We start from the raw sequence: 18,932 nt of genomic DNA on the forward strand, positions 1-18,932 counted from the left end.
GCTTTATTCAACTATTTCAATCATAAATGGCACAGAAACAATGAAATAATAAAAACCATCAAAAACATGATACAAAAAGCAGCCTAAATAAATGAAAAAAAGGATATACCAATTTCCACACTAATATTGACATTACCGAATCTCTCCGAATTAAATACGCTTTGTAGGCATCCCTAAGAGAAGCCGATTTGTTGCCGAGTGCATTATACAATCTGGCTCGGCCCAATAAACACGACCCTAACACATATGGATTAGCATAAGAATTATTCTCCAAGATCGCTAAAGCCCTATTAAACATGTTCTCCGCTTCAGCCAATCTATTCTCGGCATAACGAAGCTCCGCTATGCCATAGTAACAAGAAGCCGTATTTAGGCTCTTAGCCCCAAGCGTATCCTGTAGACCTCCTACTATATCTTGATAAATAGAATCTGCTTCCGCATACTTTGCCTGGTCTTGTTTCAGGCGGGCCAATTTTAGGCAATCAAGTATGTAACTCCTGCCATCTTTCCCAAATGCTCCTTCATCTATCCTTATCATCCTTAAAAGCAATTGCTCTGCATCGCTAAGCTTATCCTGATCACAGTATAAATTAAAAAGGCCGTTAAGATCATTGGCAATTTCCGGATGGTCAGGACCCGCGGAGCTTTCTGTAATTGACAAAGCAAGTCTGTAATACGCTTCCGCTTCTTGAAATCTCCGCTGTCCTCGATACAAGTCTGCCAAATACCGATATATATATGCTGACTGATCAGTGGTTGTTGAACCCAACGTTTTATTTTCTATTTCCAGCGCCCTAAGTAATAGAGATTCTGCTGCAGTATAATTGCCTTGCATTGTATAAAGAGAACCAAGGTTTGCCAGACTTCTCGCAGCCGAGAGACTCATCGGGCCAGAAATTAATTCACTTATGGCAAGAGATTGTTTTTCATACGAAATTGCATCTAAATATCTTTCTTCGACAAAATAAGCAGCCGCAAGTATGTTGAGCACTATGCTTACTAAATATATTTCTTTTCTGTCCAATGAAGCCACTGATTCGGGATTATATCTTATTGCCCCTAATACTTTTTCTACTTGCATCTTGGCCTTTTCATAGAATGATTGCCGCAAGTATAATTTACCAAGATAAAGCATAGACCATAAGACTTCCAGATCACTTAATCCCAGTGCCTTTTTTTCTATTTCAATCCCCTTTATATATAGCGATTCGCTTTCAGCATATCGAGTATAAAAACTATAAACGCCTGCCAAGTTGATAAGAGCGCGCCCAACATCAATATGTTCTGGCCCTAGAGTCTTCTCTCTAATCATTATCGCTCTTTTATAGACCTCTTCAGTTTCTGAAAGACTCCCTATACTCCCAGTATTAATGCCTAATTTCATCAAAATATCGGCGATCTTTGGGTGATCGGGTCCCAAGGTCTTTTCCCAGATTGCCAATTCCTTTCTGATTAAAGTATCAGCAATCTGACCTGCAGAATTGCCCGCAACTCTCATAAAGGAAGAAGCAAGACGGTCCATTATGGCCGCCGCGACGGTATCTTCCCGGGAAAGCTCATTGTGCACTTCTTTTATCGCGATTCTGCATAGAGAGAGCGCTGAATCATATTCATATATGTCGCACAATGAGTCTGCTCTATTCAATAGATCCTGCCAGCTTTCCATTGCACCTGCTCTCAAAGAGAGGAGCAAAACGAACCCCAGAATTGAAATAGGCCTTATAGACACCTTCTTCCTCCTATCTCATTAAGAAAATGAACTAAATCTATTCGAGTGCCTATACTTGTCATTATCGCCAATCCCCCTGCGCGATAAAGGCAGCCCAGGAATATGGATGATCCGAGAATCCGCCGGCTCGAAGTTTCTTGATTTGCTCGAGTTGTAGTTCACGCAGTCTCTCGGGGATCGATTTGTCTGACCTCATATATAGCCGACTCATCATCTCAGCAGTAGTTTTGTCGTCAACCTGCCATAGAGAACTGACCACGGTGCGCGCTCCCGCCATCTGAAAAGCTCGCCGTAGTCCGAATACTCCTTCACCCTGCTTAACCTCACCAAGACCAGTCTCGCATGCGGAAAGAACGACCAGTTGCGTTCCTTTCAGATCTAGAGAAGATACTTCATAGGCTGACAATATGCCATCGTCTACGCCTAAACTATCCGCGTCATCGCCATGCCGGTTGGCACCCGCCAGAAGAAGGCCGGATTGCAACAGGGGATTTTCACCCACCCAAGTCTCCTCGTTGCCTGCCCGAGTTGATGGTATTGAAGGTCGACACCGCCCCTCAAGAAAATAACCGTGAGTGGCCAGGTGAATCACCCTCTTCCCCGACGCCTCCTTCCTGAAATTATCCTCGCTGGCCTGAGAGTCGAAGAACACGGCGGTTGTTTCTGCCCAAGCAGACCGCCATCTGGACACGATTTGGTTAATCTCGCTTTTTGTTCCTGGTAACGACGCAACATGGAGATTCTTCAAATCCCCGCATCCGGATCGTACATTGTGCGTCGCATACTCGGAATAGCCTGCGATACTATCGACTTCTTGCGCGAGCGCCTCTGAGACCCGGTGGATCGACGGAGTTGCGTCGTAATCGGGATCTCCCAGTGCAAAGAGCCCTGTTGTTACTTGAGCAGGTGCCTCCTGTAGTCTAATTAGGTCCCTGCCTGAAGAAAGGTGATGGATAAGATATTTCTCAACCAGGTAAATTCCCTTTTCATCCATCAGGCCAGCCAGCGATACAAGGTTTAAAGAGCCATCGAGCCCGACAAATATTGTCTGCTCCTTCTTAAAATGCCTTTCCAACGGCTTCCAGATCCTTTCATAAAGGGCTTGATTGATCGGTTGATATTCAACCATATCGGATTTGTTTGGCAACTGCCCGGCGGAGGCTTCGCTCTGCATGTGCTTTAAGTAGCGATCAACCAATGGATCGATATCTGAGGCGTCTCCAAGCTGCACAATCTCCGTCTTTCCGCCCTTGTTAATAATTAGCGCTAGGTATTTCGGAATAACGGAATCGGGCTTTATTTGGCGATAATCCCATTTAAGATATTCGATAAACGCCGTATTGGCCGGTAATAATGAGTCAATTTTCGCCGCCGAGATATTATTAATCTCTTGCCTTCTCCGAAAACTCATACTGCGCCGTGATAATTCAGCCTCGAAATCGTTTGCAGCCCTAGAAAGGGAATCAAGTTTTATTTTGTAGGCGCCCGTGGTATCATCGCCGGGGTCAGCGCTATATAGCTTGGAGATTTGCAATTTTGCAGTTCGAAGTGACTGCGCTAGCATCTGTGTTATTGAATCCTTCTCAGTTGCCAACGCTTGCTGTCGCTGCATCACTCCCTCAAAGACTATTCCCTTAGATGAGAGAACAACAGCATTCTCCTCATTCAGCTGACCATAGTCGGCCTTGCCAAGGTCATAAATACAGGAGAGGTAACTATTGAAGGCTTTTTTAACGGCCTGAGCGTACGTAAGTGCATCCTTTTCAGAAAGTACACGGGCGTTGTTACGGAAATTCCTGAATCGAATGTTGAAAGCCTTTGCCGCTTCCGCAATTCCCGAATCCAATTGTTGAGTGGCGCGATAATAGGCAGAGTATGATCCCCGAGTGTCCGCTACGCGTGGATGATCCGGACCAAGAACTTTTTCATCAATTGCCAACACTCTTTTGTAAAGCGGCTCCGCGTCGGCGTCACGTCCCTGGGCATGATAAACCAGGGCGAGATTGAGCAGGCATCTTGCCACATTCGGGTGCTCTGGACCAAGGACTTTTTCATCAATCGCAAGCGCTCTTCTGTAAAGCGGCTCCGCGTCGGCATAGCGCCCCTGGTCATAATAATTACATGCAAGATTGTGCAAGCCTAGCGCTACGTCCGGATGGTCCGGACCAAGAGCTTTTTCTTTAATCGCCAGAGCACGTTTATAAAGCTGATCGGCCTCAGCATATTTTGCCTGGTCACTATAGAGATTAGCAAGATTATTCAAACTTGCCGATACATCTGGATTATCCGCACCAAGAGCTTTTTCCCTAATCGCCAGGGCTCTCTTGTATAGCGGCTCAGCGTCGGCGTCACGTCCCTGGTAGCGATAAGCCACAGCGAGATTGCCCAAAACCGCTGCCACACGTGGATGATCGGAACCAGTCGTCTTTTCAAGAATCGCCAGCGCGCGCTTATAGAGCGGCTCGGCCTCAGCATATAGTGCCTGGGCAAGATAGACATTTGCAAGATCATTCAGGCCCATCGCTACATCCGGATGATCCGGAGAAAGAGCTTTTTCCTTAATTGCCAGCGCACGTTTATATAGCTGCTCGGCCTCAGCATTGCGTGCCTGGGCAAGATAGATATCCGCAAGACCTTTCACACTTTGCACTACAGCCAAATTATCCGAGCCAAGAGCTTTTTCTAGAACCGCCAGTCCTCTTTTGTATAGAGGTTCGGCATTGGCATAGCGTCCTTGGAGATAATAGACAAAGGCGAGATTGTTCACGCAAAACGCTACATATGGATTATCTATACCAAAAGCACTTTCAAAAATCGCCAGTACTCTCTTGTATAAAGGCTCCGCATCGACATAGCGTCCTTGGCCACAATAAACCAAGGCGAGATTGTTCAAACCTTTCGCCACGTCAGGATCATTTGGACCAAGAACCTTCTCCCGAATTGTTATGGCCTGACGCAATAACGTGTCAGCTTGACCGTAGGCAGCCTTGTGATAATGGTAGATCCCGAGCAGGAATAATACTCTGGCCGTAGCAGTATCATTTCCGCCAAATTCTTCCCGCGTCTTTTCGAGTGCAAGCCTACCAATGAAGATGGCTGAGTCTTGATATTGTGCTTTTGATAGCGAATCTGCCCGATTTAACAGATCCTGCCAGCTCTCGGCCGCGCCGACTCTCAAGGAGAGGAGCAGAACAAATCCCAAAATCGAAAAAATCCTCATAGACACCTTAATTCTCCTATCTCATTATTGGTTCTGGTGAAAGATATGGAGTTGATGTTCATTTGTTGGTCACTCAATGAACTAAATCTGAAATGTGAATCCTGGAACGGCCTGATACTGATTTCCATCTCTGTATATGAATACTACCGCTCCTTCTTTGCCCAATTCCGGCGTCCAGATTGCCCGGACGGTGTCAGAGATGATTTCTGCCCGCATCAATTTGTAATTCGGGCCTCCCGGCAAACCCAATAACCACGCAGAAACCCGCCTTCCGGAACTATCTGCTGATTTCGGGATAGATGCTGTGAACTCACCTATGGTTGACATTGTGGAATCCACTAATTGCATCACTATAATCGTGACCGAATCCTGCGGTCGAGGTCCCGGCTGGCCGGGATTCTGAACAGTATGGAATAGATAGGTTTCCTCATCGAAAACAAGATATTCTGATAGGCTAGCAAGGGCCAGGGAGTCCTCGAATTTTCTATTGATGGATGGTTGTTTGCTATCCATCGCTCGGGTGCGCACCTGGCGCAGCAATCCCGGGTCAACATGATTTTCGACGATTTCTATCGAAGCGAGCACAGGTTTGGACCCGGCCATTCCTTCAGTAACCGGTCTTTCGGGTTCGAGTCCTGGGATTAGTCCATACATTCTGAAAGCGACGATCATTATGACGAAAGCTCCTGCCACAGCTGCTGCAGGAATCAATTTCGCCGGGGTCATGAAATCCTGAAGCTTTTGCCACCGCGTGGTGAGCAAGGATGATTTCTTGGCCACATTAAGCGGTCGCTTATATAAGCTATCCTCAATTCCCATTTTTTCCATTCTTCTCAGAAATACCTGTCGGTCCGGAATTGGAGTCTCAGCATCTGGCAAAGCTGATATGCCTTCAGAAGCGGTCAAGATATTATTGAGATCCTTTATCATGTCCCGCATTTGGTCACGGAAATCAGCGGATAATATCATTGCTTTATATATGATCGCTTCCTCTTTTTCGCTGGCCTTTCCAAAAAGATAGGCATTTATAGTTGCGTCATCAGGGCGAATGAATTTTTCGGTCGAAGAGGCTCGCGCTTGTTTGATCAGCCTATCCAGTTTTATATCCTTTTCCAGGTCCTCATTTTTGCCATTATCGCTCATAACGTCTCCGACCATCCAGTTTCACTGAGGTTAGTCAAAATATATAATGCTGATTCCTGTCAATTTCGGGGTGCGCAATCCGAAATTTAATTATGATTCGAATAGTGCTGCCATATCGATTCCCGACTCAGATAATCTTTTCCTCAGCTGTCGTCGGCATTCTCTCAAATCGTCTGACACTTTCTTATTATAATCTGACGGAAGTTTAAGAGTATCAACCATTTCCTGGGGGCTATATTCATCGGCGGCCATCTCTAGAAGGAGCCGACATTTTTGGCTCAATTGCTTGATTATTTCATAGACTTTGCCGGCAACCTGTTTCCACGCCGTCAGGTTGAGCAGATCCTCAGTATTATCTTGAAAAATATGCTCCAGACCTTTGCCGCTCTCATCACTATGGATAGAAACGAATTGTGGCTCTCTTTTCTTTGCCCGGGCTAATTCCAGAGTCCTGTTATAGGCCACCAAATAAAGCCATCCGGCAAAAGGCTGGCCCCGGTTAATATACTGACGCAAAACATGAAAGTCATTCTTGACACAGTGATAAATTATTTCATTAAGAATTTCGCCTTGATCTTCTCTTGATAGGCAACGCATCGGCCGGGGCGGCATTGCTCGGATGAATCCAATGGCAAATTGATAGAATTCCTTGAAAGCCTTATCTGGATCCGCATCCAGCAAATCCAAGAATGATGGCCAACTCTGGCTATAATCAGCTCTCATCTATACACTGTCCGGCAAATCGTTGAGTTATATCAATAGAAATACAATCAATTACGTTCGGAAAGTCAATAATTTTCATTATGTCACTCCGAAATTCGGGGGCTTTCCGCATTTCATAAAGTGAATCATAGAAAAGGAGAAGAATATGATGGCATTGTTCAAATCGAGTGAAAAAGGATTATTGAATCAGTTTATCTCGCTGATTTTGGTTCTGATTCTTGCCGGCTGGTGGGTTTCAACTGGCTGTGAGAAGGTGCCGACCAAGCCCCAAGAAGAGAAGCGCAACATTTGCACTCCAAACTACCTTGAACAGGCAATCACATGGGACAGCGGTCTAAAACGATGGATATTCCATACGTGGAAAGGTTCAGGTTCCAATGGAGGTTGCAAAGTCTATATTAATGTTCATGATGCCGCAGCTCACGTGCCCTCAAATTTCAATGCCTCGGCCGCAAAAGCTGCTGTAATCAACGGCCGTGATATTTGGCGTGCAGCCATTGAAGCAACTGGGCTGGCCTGGCAATCTATCACGCTTTTTGAATCTGAAGGAGATCTCATGACCTCCACTAAACCTCGAATAGATATAACATATCAAGACCAAATGTCTTATGGAGGCACAGCCAGGGTTTCGGAATATAACTCAACGGCAAAGACCTTTGCAAGAATTGATATTGTTATTGCAACAGGAGCCAAAGATATTAATGGAGTATATCGGACAATGACCCAGGATGATTATATGAATGCCATGGCACATGAATTTGGGCATGCTTTTGGCATTACTTCCTGGAATAGCCAAGGTGGTCATAGTCTAAACCCTGACGATGTAATGTATTATTCGAACAAGTATTCCACTCTTTCGAATGGTGACATATTGACGATACAGAGCCTTTATACCGGAGATGCCTATTACAAACCTTGCAATATGCTCAATTATCGCTTTTGGATCCGAGATGCTTCTTCCTATCCATATGGAATTACTTTTAATTTTCAGAATGCAAATTACAATATTAACCAAAGTGAGACAAAAGTATTCTCATTGCAAAGCAGTGCCGCTCTTTATTTATGGGAATGCATTGGAACAAATTGCCGTTGGGACCAATATCAAGTCACTCCAGGGGTACATTACAAAATAATTGACACCCCTGGTGGAAAACAATGGGATATAACTCTCGCCCGAGAATAGATTAATTAATAACATGAATATCTATAGCCATAATGACAGGTTTGCACTGAGCAACTGCAAAGGGGCTATGCCCGCATAAAGCCTGCCATTTCCAAGATATCGTAATCATTTCCTGTTGAGTTTGCTGATACTCACAATATTCTGCTTTCAAGCACTCTATCATTAATAGTGATTTTCTGGCAATTATTGTTAAACGTACCAATATGATCTCGCATATGACATTCAGCATTATTTTAGAATATTCAGTGCCCAGCCGCTCCGAAAAGACTCCATTCCAGACATTATTAATGATGTAACGAAACAATCAACAAAAAGGAGTCCTAAAATGAAGTTACTTGGTCTCATTCTGGTTGTCGCCCTGGGGATGTTCCCGAGCGCCTTCTCCGAAGCTGGATATGTCATATACCTGAAAGATGGAAGCACATTATCCGGACAATTAGTAAACAATAACTCTGGCGATTCTGTAAGCATTTTAACAGAAGAGGGAGAAACTGTTCAGATCGATGAGAATGATATTGAAATGGTCACACGTATGGGAGAAGAACATAATGGCGCTGGCGTTCGCTATTATAATCTTAATAGGTTCAATTTTCTCCCCAGTTCGAATCAGGAGTTATCGACAGTTCATGGCTTAAAATTTGGCGATAATTTCGCCATGGGTCTAGGGGCTGGAATCCTCAATTCCGGCGAAAATATAGCATTGACGTTCCTTTTGAATACTCATATAGCATTATTTGACTGCTCAATTACGCCAACGGTCAATTTTGACATTGGATATTCAAGTGGGGAAAAGACCGTTGCGTCGGAGAAATGGAACTATGACGATCAATATTCTTATGTAAATGAGGACTATGTGCCATATAGTTCTATTTCTTTTGTTGTCAGCGCAGGGATCAAGATCCGCTTCTTAACGTTTGATATTTCTTACAATTTGGTCATATCAGACAGAGATGACCTTGAACGCCAGCCAATTTCACTGGTAGCTGGACTGACATTTTAAAGAAGCTAATGAAAACGATGGCAAATGAATTTTTCAATGTGACCAGGAGGACGAAATGTATATCAATGACAGTAACTCAGAAGCACATCAAAGGATGTTGCAAAGATTTCTTGGCTTCGAAATAAAATGGGCGGCTGTACTCATTATGGCTTTCTTCATAGGTCTGTCGCCAGAACCAAGTCCATATGCACAAGAATCGGATGTTGAGTATAAAGTAGTTACGATAAAGCCCACAGAAGACCTGATTTTCTCGCCCGCGAATCAGAATAGTAATCAGCCGCCAATTGATGTCGCTTCGAAGGAGCCGCCCATAGATGAATTTGTGTATAATTTCCTAACCTATGACCCGACGCTGAAACAGCAATATCTCGATGAAATTCATAAACATAACCAACAAGGGTTGGCCAAGGCCTTGAATGATCGTCTCAAGATAGCTTGGGAAGCCTACAGTTTCACTTGTAATAACTGCGCCGAAGGCGATGATGGATGTCCCCAGCGTGCTGCTGATAGATATAACATGGAGAGGAGAACTTGGCAGTTTGATTTTGAGCAACTCAAAGCTGATGATGAAATTAAATATCGTGTGGCCTGTTCAAAAGCTAGAGTAGAAGAAGATCAATATCAAAAGAATCTGGAAGAAGAGAAAAAACAAAGGGATGATGAGAAAAAGAAAATTGATAAAAAGATAGCCGACAATGCAAAAATACTGAGGGATGAAGAGCGGCAATTGCATGAGAAGCAGGTAGATTATTATCGCAGCAGACTTCAAGACCCGGGGCAAAATAATAATGACAATAGTGTACTCAAACAGATTGAGGATTTTGCAGCTATTTCCAAAGATAACTCTGGTCAGATGGTCATCCCTCCTGAGCAATTCTATCCGTCGCGTAGAAAATGGGAATCTCACGAGACCCTGGAAAATAGAAGCAGGGAGTATTCTCGCATATCAGCCGTGGTAAACAATGATACAATGACCAATTCTGGCAATATCTTTAATGACCGGATGAATAGAAATTACCAGTATAAGACTGTCCTGTCCTTTGATGATTCCCTTGCCTGGCTACAGCACAATATAGAGCTGCTTGAAGAACTTTGCCAGCCAAGTGGTAATGATTCCCTCATAATAATGAAATTGGAGAATATGCGACAGGCAAGAGAATTATTGCTGTCTCAAGGAAAAGATGGCCGTGATAAGTAATATTAAAAAATAATTGTGAATCAATAACAAGAAAGGAAAACGTCATGAAACCGATTGCTTTCTGCAGACTAAGGAACACAAAGATACTCGCTCTGGTATTCTTTATTATTACCGCAGCGATATTCGTAATCATTCCCTTTAAGGGATATTGCGACATCAACGATCTTGAAGAAAATTTCCTCAGTAGATTTGGTAAGGACGTTATTCAGAAAATCAGAGGAAATGCAATTGTTGTCAACGGTCGGACTTACTTCTATGATGACAATACCAAAGTGGAAAAAGAAGGATACAATTTCACCGTTCAGGACCTTCAATTAGGATGGAAAGTGCGTCTCAAAAATAGTGGGGATAGACTGAAAAAGATTGAGGTATTGGGTATTCCTACCGTGATTGCCTTTCCCAAGTACGACGGATTGAAGGTTAGAGTTGCTGTCGGGAGATTGAGAATGGGTGATCTTCCTGCCGGAAAAATCCAATCAAGTGTTGATTTTCAAAGTGGGGCTGAATCAATACTCCTGGCAGCCCTGCGGGCCACTAATCGATACGAGGTCGTAGATATTCGCTCTAGGGATGAGATTCTTAATGAGGTCGATTATCAGCAGTCCATATATAGCAATTCAGAATTGGCAAGCCAGGTAGGCCGCCAAATACCGGCTGAATATATCGTTAAGGGACATATTCTCAGTTTCGGGCAAAAAAGCTCTAAAGGCAGCGGGTTTGGAGCCTTAGGTGTAAAGATAGGATCAAAGAAAAGCGAGATCACATTGCGGATGGAGCTGACACTTGAGGAAATATCTACCGGAACAATTACCAAATCCTATACACACAGCATTGCTTTTTGCTCCAAAGGCTCAGCCTTTTCCCTCAACCCCGCCGGTCTGGTTTCGAGTCTCTCATCATTTACAACTGATCTGCAAGCCCTAAATGCCCTGAATGGGATTGCCAGCTCCGGAGCCCAATTCAATAACAGCTCTTATTATGAAAATCCATTGGCTGAAGTGCTCGGCATCGTTATTAACAAATTGGTATCGAAGATGGTCGCTGATAATGAAAATGTGCCTTGGAGCAGCGTCGTCATAACCGTAGTTGATGAAAAAGTAATTGTCCGCGGTGGCAAAGATGTCGGATTGCATGTCGGCGATAGATTGGAGCTCCAAAAATCCTCTGATGACCTGATTGACCCAGAAACAGGTGCCTCGCTCGGCAGCATAAATGCTTCGAGAGGGATACTTACAGTTATTGATGTCCGAGATAGAGTGTCCATATGCTCATTCAATGGAGAACACTCGCCTTCCAGGGGCGATAAGTGCTTACTAAGAAGAACGCCAATTCGCGATGATAATGTATATGGAGGTGGCCAATGAATGCAAAATATGACAGATTGGGATTGCTCCTGCTGATTGCCATGCTTTCAATGATATTCTGGGAGACATCGGTCGGACAAAATGAAATAAGAGATATTGAAGTCATCTGCCAACAGGAAAAAATCAAAATTGAATCGAAGTATAATAACGAAATGAAACAAATTGAGGATTCAATAAAAAAATATAGTGTCACAAATCCCAAAGAAGACCCGCATTTGGTAGATGAAACACAAGATTGGATAATAGACAATAAATCGGACTGGGATCGCTTACGAGATGAAGCCAATGAAAGAGATAATCCTTACATCGAGATTGCCCGATTGAAACGCCTTGAAATAGAAAGAGATTACAAACAAGCACTTGCCGATCTGGAGATTCAATGTAAGCAAAGAATTGCGGTTCAGAAGGATGAAAGTGAAAAAGTGGAGAAGAAAAAGCAGGCTGATGAGGCGCATCGTTTGGAAATGGAGAGAGTCCAGAGCGTATTGGATGACCAAAAATGCCAGACAGAGGCAATTAAGGGGCAGGTAGAATTGGAAAGGCAAAGGATCGAAATACAGCAAAGCCTGGAACAGCGCATCCAATCAAGCTCTCAAGCCATGGATGAATTTATGCAAAATCTGCCATCCAAGATTGGTTCGGGCAATTCGATTATCATTCCCCCGGGACGATTTGATGCCCAGCGACATCGATGGGATAATGTCAATGTAAAGAAGCTCTTCTTACCCAACAACCCGTCACCTAAGACTGCCAATGTGATCAGAAAGCCGGGAGACACGACTGAATCAGAGAAAGGGGAATAGTATGTTGACATATAAGATTATTAAGAATTGCGTTATTATACTGGTTGGCCTAATAATGGCATCCCCATTTCCCATAAACAGGAGCAACCTAGCTTATGCCGCCAAAATACCTAACCCAAATTGGAAATGTCCTAATGGCAGGTCTTTTAACGAGTGCGGGCATATTGCATGTGGCGAAAAATGGTTATGCACTTCCGATGACAATAACCAGAGCACACAATCAAATCAGCCTGGGAATGGACTGAATGATCTCCCCAAACCCGGAACACCTGAAATAACGGGACATAATAATGGTAATTTAGCAAGCTCCGACATCCCGGAATCAGATGAAGCAACTAACTGCAAGAGTGATTTATCATTTCTTGATGATTATAGTGCTAATCAAACACCCGTTAATGCTAAATTTCCTAATAATGAATCATCAGCCAAAGAAAATGCGTCGACATCACAATCTTCAGCTGACATTTGGAATAATTCCCCGAGCATTTATCAAAATCTAAATCTACAGCCAGTGAATCAGACAGAATGGATGCTTCCAACAGACGAAGGCGCCTTCAAAGCGACGCTGCCGGATCCCATTTGGGGTGATCAAAGTAATATTTCTAATCCCCCAATTTCACTTCTGAATACTGGTCCTGAACTATCATCTCTATTGGACGATCCTGCGCAGTCAGCAAATAATGGGCAAAAGGAGAGAAGCCAGCAATTCAAAACTGATAATGCTCAAAGTGCGGAATCGCAATTATCCAATGATAAATATATACCATTTGAGAATCAACAAAATGTGGATTGGTTTGAATCGGGTGCACAAAGTAAATTAAAGACCACAATGGATGAGCCTTCATATGCTGATGATAGATCAGAATTACCGGCAAATAAGCCAGATGAAGTGAATCCGATAGTTAGAAATGAAATCGCGAAAATATTGGAAAATAAAACATCATTGCCAGCACAAATAGAAATTACTGAAAGTGATGGCGTTATAGATTTGCGAATTAAAAATGGTAACGATGAAGGACCAATATATGATCATTATGATATCCCTCGGGAGCAGTTTGCAGATATGTTGAATAAACAATTAAATGATAATGAAACCGGTAAATCAAATTTTGTAGTCGATCCTTCATCGGGGTCCATAATCTCTTCATATGATAATCCGGAGCGTGAGATATTCCCCCTGGACGCAAATCAAATTAAGAGTGTGGACGGCGGGCTTCTTAATAGGATTATCGATAATTCCTTGGCAGAATGTGCGGCCCAGTCGATGAAATATGAAGATCTTCTGGTGTGTGGTTCAAGTATTGATAATGAAACGGCAGAGCAATTTGCAATGGATATGGCGTATAAGGCAGCGAATGGGGCGGTAGGGAGAGCTGCTGTTGAAGTAGCATTGTCCATCGGAGTTAGCAAGATAGGCTGTGCCCCAATCGCTGTCATGATGGACTTATGGCATGCAGGAAAAGCTGCAGAAGCATTAGAAGTCTATGAAAAAGGGTTTGTTGAAGATGGAGGACTAAGGCTGTTAGAGATGAGCTTTGGCAATAAAGAGGGATTTAGGAGTTGGTTGGAAAACTCCCACGAAGGCAGTCAATATGTCGAGAAGATCAGTGGTCAGGACTTCCCCCCGCCTCTGATTGATGGATGGGACGCGGATATTACTCATAGATATCCTCCGACTTCAAGAAATTACTATACGCCGGACTTAATGAAAGAGTGGAATGAAGCTGTGGACAAAGCTGCTGACGGTCTTTGGAATTATATTGTTAATCGGATTAACTACCAAAAATGGAGTTGGAAATATGATAGATTGAATGAGTTGAAGGAAGAACTCAATTCACCCAGTATTCAATACGACTTGATACAGATGGGGAGGTGATCAAATGCCTTATTTATAATAATCTGATTGAGGGACATTCCCTCAATAGAGTCTCCATCGCGGTAATGAAATTTGCCCTAGATCCGATAGCTTCTATTTCCTATTGTGGTTCAGCAGAAATTGGACAAGAAAGGGCTTTTGGCTCAGATGCGGCCATAGTAAATTTGACTTGACGAAAGGAGTGACCCATTAATGCCAAACAGCGCCAAAGCCCGGATTATATGGTTTCTGTGGTATAGGAAATCCGGGAACAAACCAAGTTGAAGTAAACAACAGGGGAGATGGTCTGGGTCAATTTGCTAAGTTTGAAAAGTAGGCAGGAATTGCCGAATAAAGGCGCTAAAAAGGGCTATTTTCTGCCCGGGAAACCTCTATGGCAAGGATTACTCTGATGGTAGAAATGACGACTGTCGGGCAATACGGATATTTATATCCAATATTTATCAAGAAAGCCGCCAAGAGATTTGTGCCCGTTTTGTGACAACTCCAATACAAAACATATCAAAACAAATCAAAAGAGATCAAAACACATCAAAGACCGAATTCATTGGCATTTTTGCAGTTATGACGGAATTCGTTGATTACTAATAGGTTACGTAAATGGTGCCTTACGAATCCGGGGTTCGAATCCCTGCACCGCTATTGAATCTAAGTCGTGGAATTACAATCAGTTACGGCGACAAATAAATACTTTCTAGGCCCTTGTGACAGAATTGGAGCATTTTTCTCCCGCGGCCTGGCTATGTCATGATGTTCCATCACTCGGTTACAAGGGAACCAGAGCTCCGCGATGCGCGGCTTATGGACAAAGAGCCATAGGTTCGAAGATGATCATCCCGGACATTGTGCACTGGTTTCTAAACTAGATTTATTATCTTTGATTTTTATACTCTATTCGAGGCGTCCATCCATTTCCATAAACTCGCAATTACAGAAGTGGAAATCCGATAAAGAAAAGTAGACAGCCATCCCGACTTTCCCATTTTCGAATGGTAGTTGAGACTTAGAGATGGGATAGTCCTTGATAATCATCCACCTGTTGTCAGGCAATAGCCTTAATTTCAAATTCTTCAAAGACCCATGGATTCTTTCTTTCTATGGTCCTTTCTTCCGGCGCACTTCCGTTCGGAGGACTTGGCGTAAATGTACTTTCCATAACAAGAAAATATTTGCCCGCCTGCTGCAACTTACGGTTCTTAGTCTTAGGCGGACTATCATAACCATCCCAAGAATAGGCTCTCTTGCCAGGAACAAGCTTTCCCATATATAATAGCCGGATTTGAGCATATCCGCCCTTTTCGTCATCTTTTGCAATAAACAATTTCAATTTAGCACAAGTAAGAACATCATATAAATACTGACCACCGTAATAATCTCTAAAAACTCCTTGGGGAGCATAGAAAACAATTTCTGGAAGGCCCGCGCTATTCTTCTTTACGACAATATCCTGAACGATATCAGAATGCATCATCAAGTATCTGCTATTTACTTTCGAATCGGGCTCATTTAATATTATTTGAACGGGCTCATTTAATATTATTTGAATTTGTAATTTCCGCTTATGATCATCGAATCTCGGGATTATATATTCGTCATATCCACCCAATATTGCTGTCATCAATATTGAATTGTAATGCGGCGGGTTCCCATCCGGATTGTTCTGTCTGTTCTTGAAGATGTCATCGTCTTTGCTATATATATCTTCAGGAACCACGATGCACCCCTGGGATAAGCCACCAGAAACAAAATCCTGATTCTTATTTGGATTCTTATGAATTTGGACGTCATCTTTATAGTGGCCTCCCGTATCAGGGTTTATACAGTCTTCGGGAAGTATTATAGTGCCATTGCCGCTATCAATTTGCTCGCTCTCTAATTCGATGCATGCATACTCGTTCTTATGGCGATCCCGGTAACCAAAATACCTCCCTTTTGGAGTCGCCACATAATTCAATTGAGTCGGCATCATTAATGCCTTGAATCTACCGATCAGTACTGAATCTGAATCATAATCTCCTCTATATACTTTGAGATTGCTGTCTTTGGCAATTCGTCTTCCAATGTTATCCAGATAGTGAACATCTTCTGGTTTTGACTTTGATGCCGATTCAGCCTCCTTTGCCAATTCATTATTATCCATCGCAGTGCATGTAATTGTTACACAGAAGGGATTGCCTATGATCTTGATATTATTCTTGGAGATCCATTCCTGTGGCTTTTCGTCCTTATGTTGGGTTATCATCTTGCATTTATATATTCCAGCAGGTAACAAGTCTAATTTCTGGCACTTTCTTTCTTTGTTATAGTATACTTTCCACAACTCCCAATAGTGAGGACCTTCCGCGTCATTCATCGGATGAAATTCATCATCTTTAAAAAAGCTGAAAGAAGGAAGACTATTTTTATCATCATACTTGACCAAGACATCTTTTTCACCTTCAGCTATAATATACATCTTATATTTAATATCGTCTCTGGTGCCGGCGGCAACCCAGGTAATTAGGGCTTTTTCTCTTAGTCTTCTATCTATGGGAACACTGTCATCACATACAGGCATTTTGATGTATTTTGCCCGCCTTTCTGATTCCTTATCGGTCGGTATATCGCCAGAGAGCTCCCGAAAATAGAAATCCGTAATCGTCAATTCCTTAGGCGGGGGATCGCCAATTATTTTGATACTATTCTCGGAAGTCCATTCTTGAGGTTCTTCATTTCTATATTTTATGATTATTTTGCATTTATATGGACTTTGCTATATAATATATTCCATAATTCCCAATATTGAGACCCCTCTGGATTATCCATATTGTGAAATTCATCATCGCCAAAGAAACTGAAAGTGGGAAGATTATTATTATCATCGTACTTTACCGGGACATCTCTCCCGTCCTCGCCAATAATATATATCTTGTAATTAACATTGTTCTTAGCTCCTGCGGCGGCCCATGTGATTACTGCTTTGGTTCGCAATTTTCTATCTATTGGTTTATCGGGTCGGCACTTTTGTAATGAGATATATTTATTGCCCTTGGCCGATTCACTTCCTTTGGGAAATTCACGAAAATAAAAGTCGGTAATTTCGAGATGGGACTCCACTGCTTTAACGGTAGTCACGGTTCCGGATTTTGCGCTTGCGCTATATGATGCAGTACCACTCATTCACATTATACCTCAATTGTCAACTGGTAATCATCTGATTCCAATTCGTATTTTCCTGGCGGAGCATTATCGATTCTGATAAAACCAAAATTATCTGTTTTAAAGTCTCCTTTGTTACCGTCGGGGAATATTAGACACAGAGTAGTGTCGCAAAGTGGCAGGCCGTTAGATCCAACGACCCTGATTTGCAGAGAATCACAAAATTTCAATAAGCCTGATTCCTGCTTTTCTCCGAATCTTTGTGTGGCGATTTCTATTATAAAGAAGTATTCAGGTGGATTGTAACTCCTGCCATATTTGTGGAGTTCATCGTTTGTAGGTATTTCGTCCGTATCCTCATAATATTGATATTCCCAGTCTACCTCAATTTTGCCTTCAACAACAAGTGTATTGAGCGTCGCTATCTTATCATGAATATTATTGCGGTCATATTCATAAATAACGATTTGGGCTTCAGTATCGTTAACCACTTCGCTGACATTGGCCGAGAGAGTAATAACATCTCCACGTCGTGCATCCTGTGCGCTCCACTTCAAGTTTGTGACTTCTATCCGTGGTCTGACGGCAATATGATCTGATTCTGCGGATAACTCGTTGTCTGGTATATTAACCTCGAAGTAAATATGATCGTCAAGGGTCAAATTATCAGGGATATCAAACTCCCCGACATATCTGTTATTGTAAATTTGACCTTTGATTTTGCCAAGCTGTTTGCCGTCTTCAGTATGTCCTATTATATTTATGCCGGCACCATTTCCAACGAATGCTGTAAGCACTTCAAAGACTGCCGGCGCTCCGATATGAGCCACGCCAAGTCGCCAGGATGCTGAAATTAGTGAAGATTCCAGAATCACAGAGTGCGGCGTATCGGTTGATTTATTGAATCTATATTGCACTGCTGATTAATGAAATTCTGTTATTCGTAATTCATAATACTCTCAGTAATACTATTCACCATCAATGCTTCTGCCATATTCACTGCATAATCTCCGGGAAAGTGAATCTACTATTTCTTCCATTCCTTTTTCTTTTCCTCCGTCACTGCAGGAATTGTCGATGCGCTTTGATAATGATAGCAAAGACCCTCAGTTAGTTCACTCATCGCCAGGCGAATTGCTGCCCTCATCTTATCATCCAAAAGATCAGACTTGATAATATCAACTGCACGCCCCGTAAAATGCAACGATTTTTCCCTATAGTCGAAGCAGCCAGACTCAGAAAGTCATCTTTCGCTTTCTTCTTATCTGGATCCTTGGCCCTTAAGTCCTCCTCGGCCGTCTTATAATAATTATTCAGCGTCGTTCTATTTGCCGTCGAAAGTGTGTCCGTTAAATAAATCTGTCCTCTATCAACATTGGATGTCCAATTATTAAAAACTACTTCTGCGCTATACATGTCAGTTCGTTTACCGCTATTTATCTTTATCTCCTTGCCGTAGTATTCGGCAACCGCTTTCAGATAATCCATAACATCTTTTGCTACGCCATCGGTCTTTCCAGTAACCTTGCTCATACTATTCCTCCCTTAGCCAGAC

The 18,932-nt window shown here is 42.8% G+C and carries 13 protein-coding genes; 6 read left to right on the plus strand and 7 right to left on the minus strand.

All coding sequences use genetic code 11. The features are described from left to right. Nucleotides 1–58: 58 nt before the first annotated feature. The 4 genes from NT002_00895 to NT002_00910 form a co-directional block, all read right to left on the minus strand. Nucleotides 59–1,666 carry a tetratricopeptide repeat protein gene (locus NT002_00895; GenBank protein ID MCX6827830.1) on the minus strand — a complete coding sequence of 536 codons (1,608 nt, stop codon included), beginning with the start codon at nt 1,664–1,666 and terminating at the stop codon, nt 59–61. A 124-nt stretch (nt 1,667–1,790) separates the two neighbouring features. Continuing rightward, on the minus strand, nt 1,791–4,949 hold the full coding sequence (locus tag NT002_00900) for a CHAT domain-containing protein (protein ID MCX6827831.1): 3,159 nt from the start codon (nt 4,947–4,949) through the stop codon (nt 1,791–1,793). Between the two features lie 81 nt (nt 4,950–5,030). Beyond that, nucleotides 5,031–6,092 (minus strand): hypothetical protein, encoded by a 1,062-nt coding sequence (locus NT002_00905; protein ID MCX6827832.1) that lies wholly within the window; start codon nt 6,090–6,092, stop codon nt 5,031–5,033. A gap of 90 nt (nt 6,093–6,182) precedes the next feature. Further along, complete coding sequence (locus NT002_00910; protein MCX6827833.1) at nt 6,183–6,608, minus strand: hypothetical protein; 426 nt, start codon at nt 6,606–6,608, stop codon at nt 6,183–6,185. 352 nt (nt 6,609–6,960) lie between these two features. On the opposite strand from NT002_00910, the gene NT002_00915 reads away from it, so the two are divergent. The 6 genes from NT002_00915 (at nt 6,961) to NT002_00940 (ending at nt 14,239) form a co-directional block, all read left to right on the plus strand. Beyond that, on the plus strand, nt 6,961–7,998 hold the full coding sequence (locus NT002_00915; protein MCX6827834.1) for a hypothetical protein: 1,038 nt from the start codon (nt 6,961–6,963) through the stop codon (nt 7,996–7,998). A 325-nt stretch (nt 7,999–8,323) separates the two neighbouring features. Further along, a complete protein-coding gene (locus tag NT002_00920; GenBank protein ID MCX6827835.1) occupies nt 8,324–8,998 on the plus strand; it encodes a hypothetical protein in 675 nt (224 codons plus the stop codon). A 55-nt stretch (nt 8,999–9,053) separates the two neighbouring features. After that, a complete protein-coding gene (locus tag NT002_00925; GenBank protein MCX6827836.1) occupies nt 9,054–10,196 on the plus strand; it encodes a hypothetical protein in 1,143 nt (380 codons plus the stop codon). 44 nt (nt 10,197–10,240) lie between these two features. Continuing rightward, nucleotides 10,241–11,560, plus strand: a complete 1,320-nt coding sequence (locus tag NT002_00930) for a hypothetical protein (protein ID MCX6827837.1) — start codon at nt 10,241–10,243, stop codon at nt 11,558–11,560. After that, nucleotides 11,557–12,363, plus strand: a complete 807-nt coding sequence (locus NT002_00935) for a hypothetical protein (protein MCX6827838.1) — start codon at nt 11,557–11,559, stop codon at nt 12,361–12,363. The genes NT002_00930 and NT002_00935 overlap by 4 nt, the downstream gene beginning before the upstream one ends. Before the next feature lies 1 nt (nt 12,364). Further along, nucleotides 12,365–14,239, plus strand: coding sequence for a hypothetical protein (locus NT002_00940; GenBank protein MCX6827839.1), 1,875 nt, complete (start codon nt 12,365–12,367; stop codon nt 14,237–14,239). A 1,042-nt stretch (nt 14,240–15,281) separates the two neighbouring features. Here the strand turns inward: NT002_00940 and NT002_00945 are convergent. The 3 genes from NT002_00945 to NT002_00955 form a co-directional block, all read right to left on the minus strand. Beyond that, the gene (locus tag NT002_00945) at nt 15,282–16,883 is read right to left on the minus strand and encodes a hypothetical protein (protein ID MCX6827840.1); all 1,602 of its coding nucleotides are present in this window, start codon (nt 16,881–16,883) and stop codon (nt 15,282–15,284) included. A gap of 520 nt (nt 16,884–17,403) precedes the next feature. Next, on the minus strand, nt 17,404–18,207 hold the full coding sequence (locus NT002_00950) for a hypothetical protein (GenBank protein ID MCX6827841.1): 804 nt from the start codon (nt 18,205–18,207) through the stop codon (nt 17,404–17,406). Nucleotides 18,208–18,520: 313 nt separating this feature from the next. Then, entirely contained in the window at nt 18,521–18,910 is a 390-nt protein-coding gene (locus NT002_00955; GenBank protein MCX6827842.1) for a hypothetical protein, read from the minus strand. Nucleotides 18,911–18,932 lie beyond the last annotated feature (22 nt).

This window comes from Candidatus Zixiibacteriota bacterium (assembly GCA_026397505.1).
Classification (GTDB): domain Bacteria; phylum Zixibacteria; class MSB-5A5; order GN15; family PGXB01; genus JAPLUR01.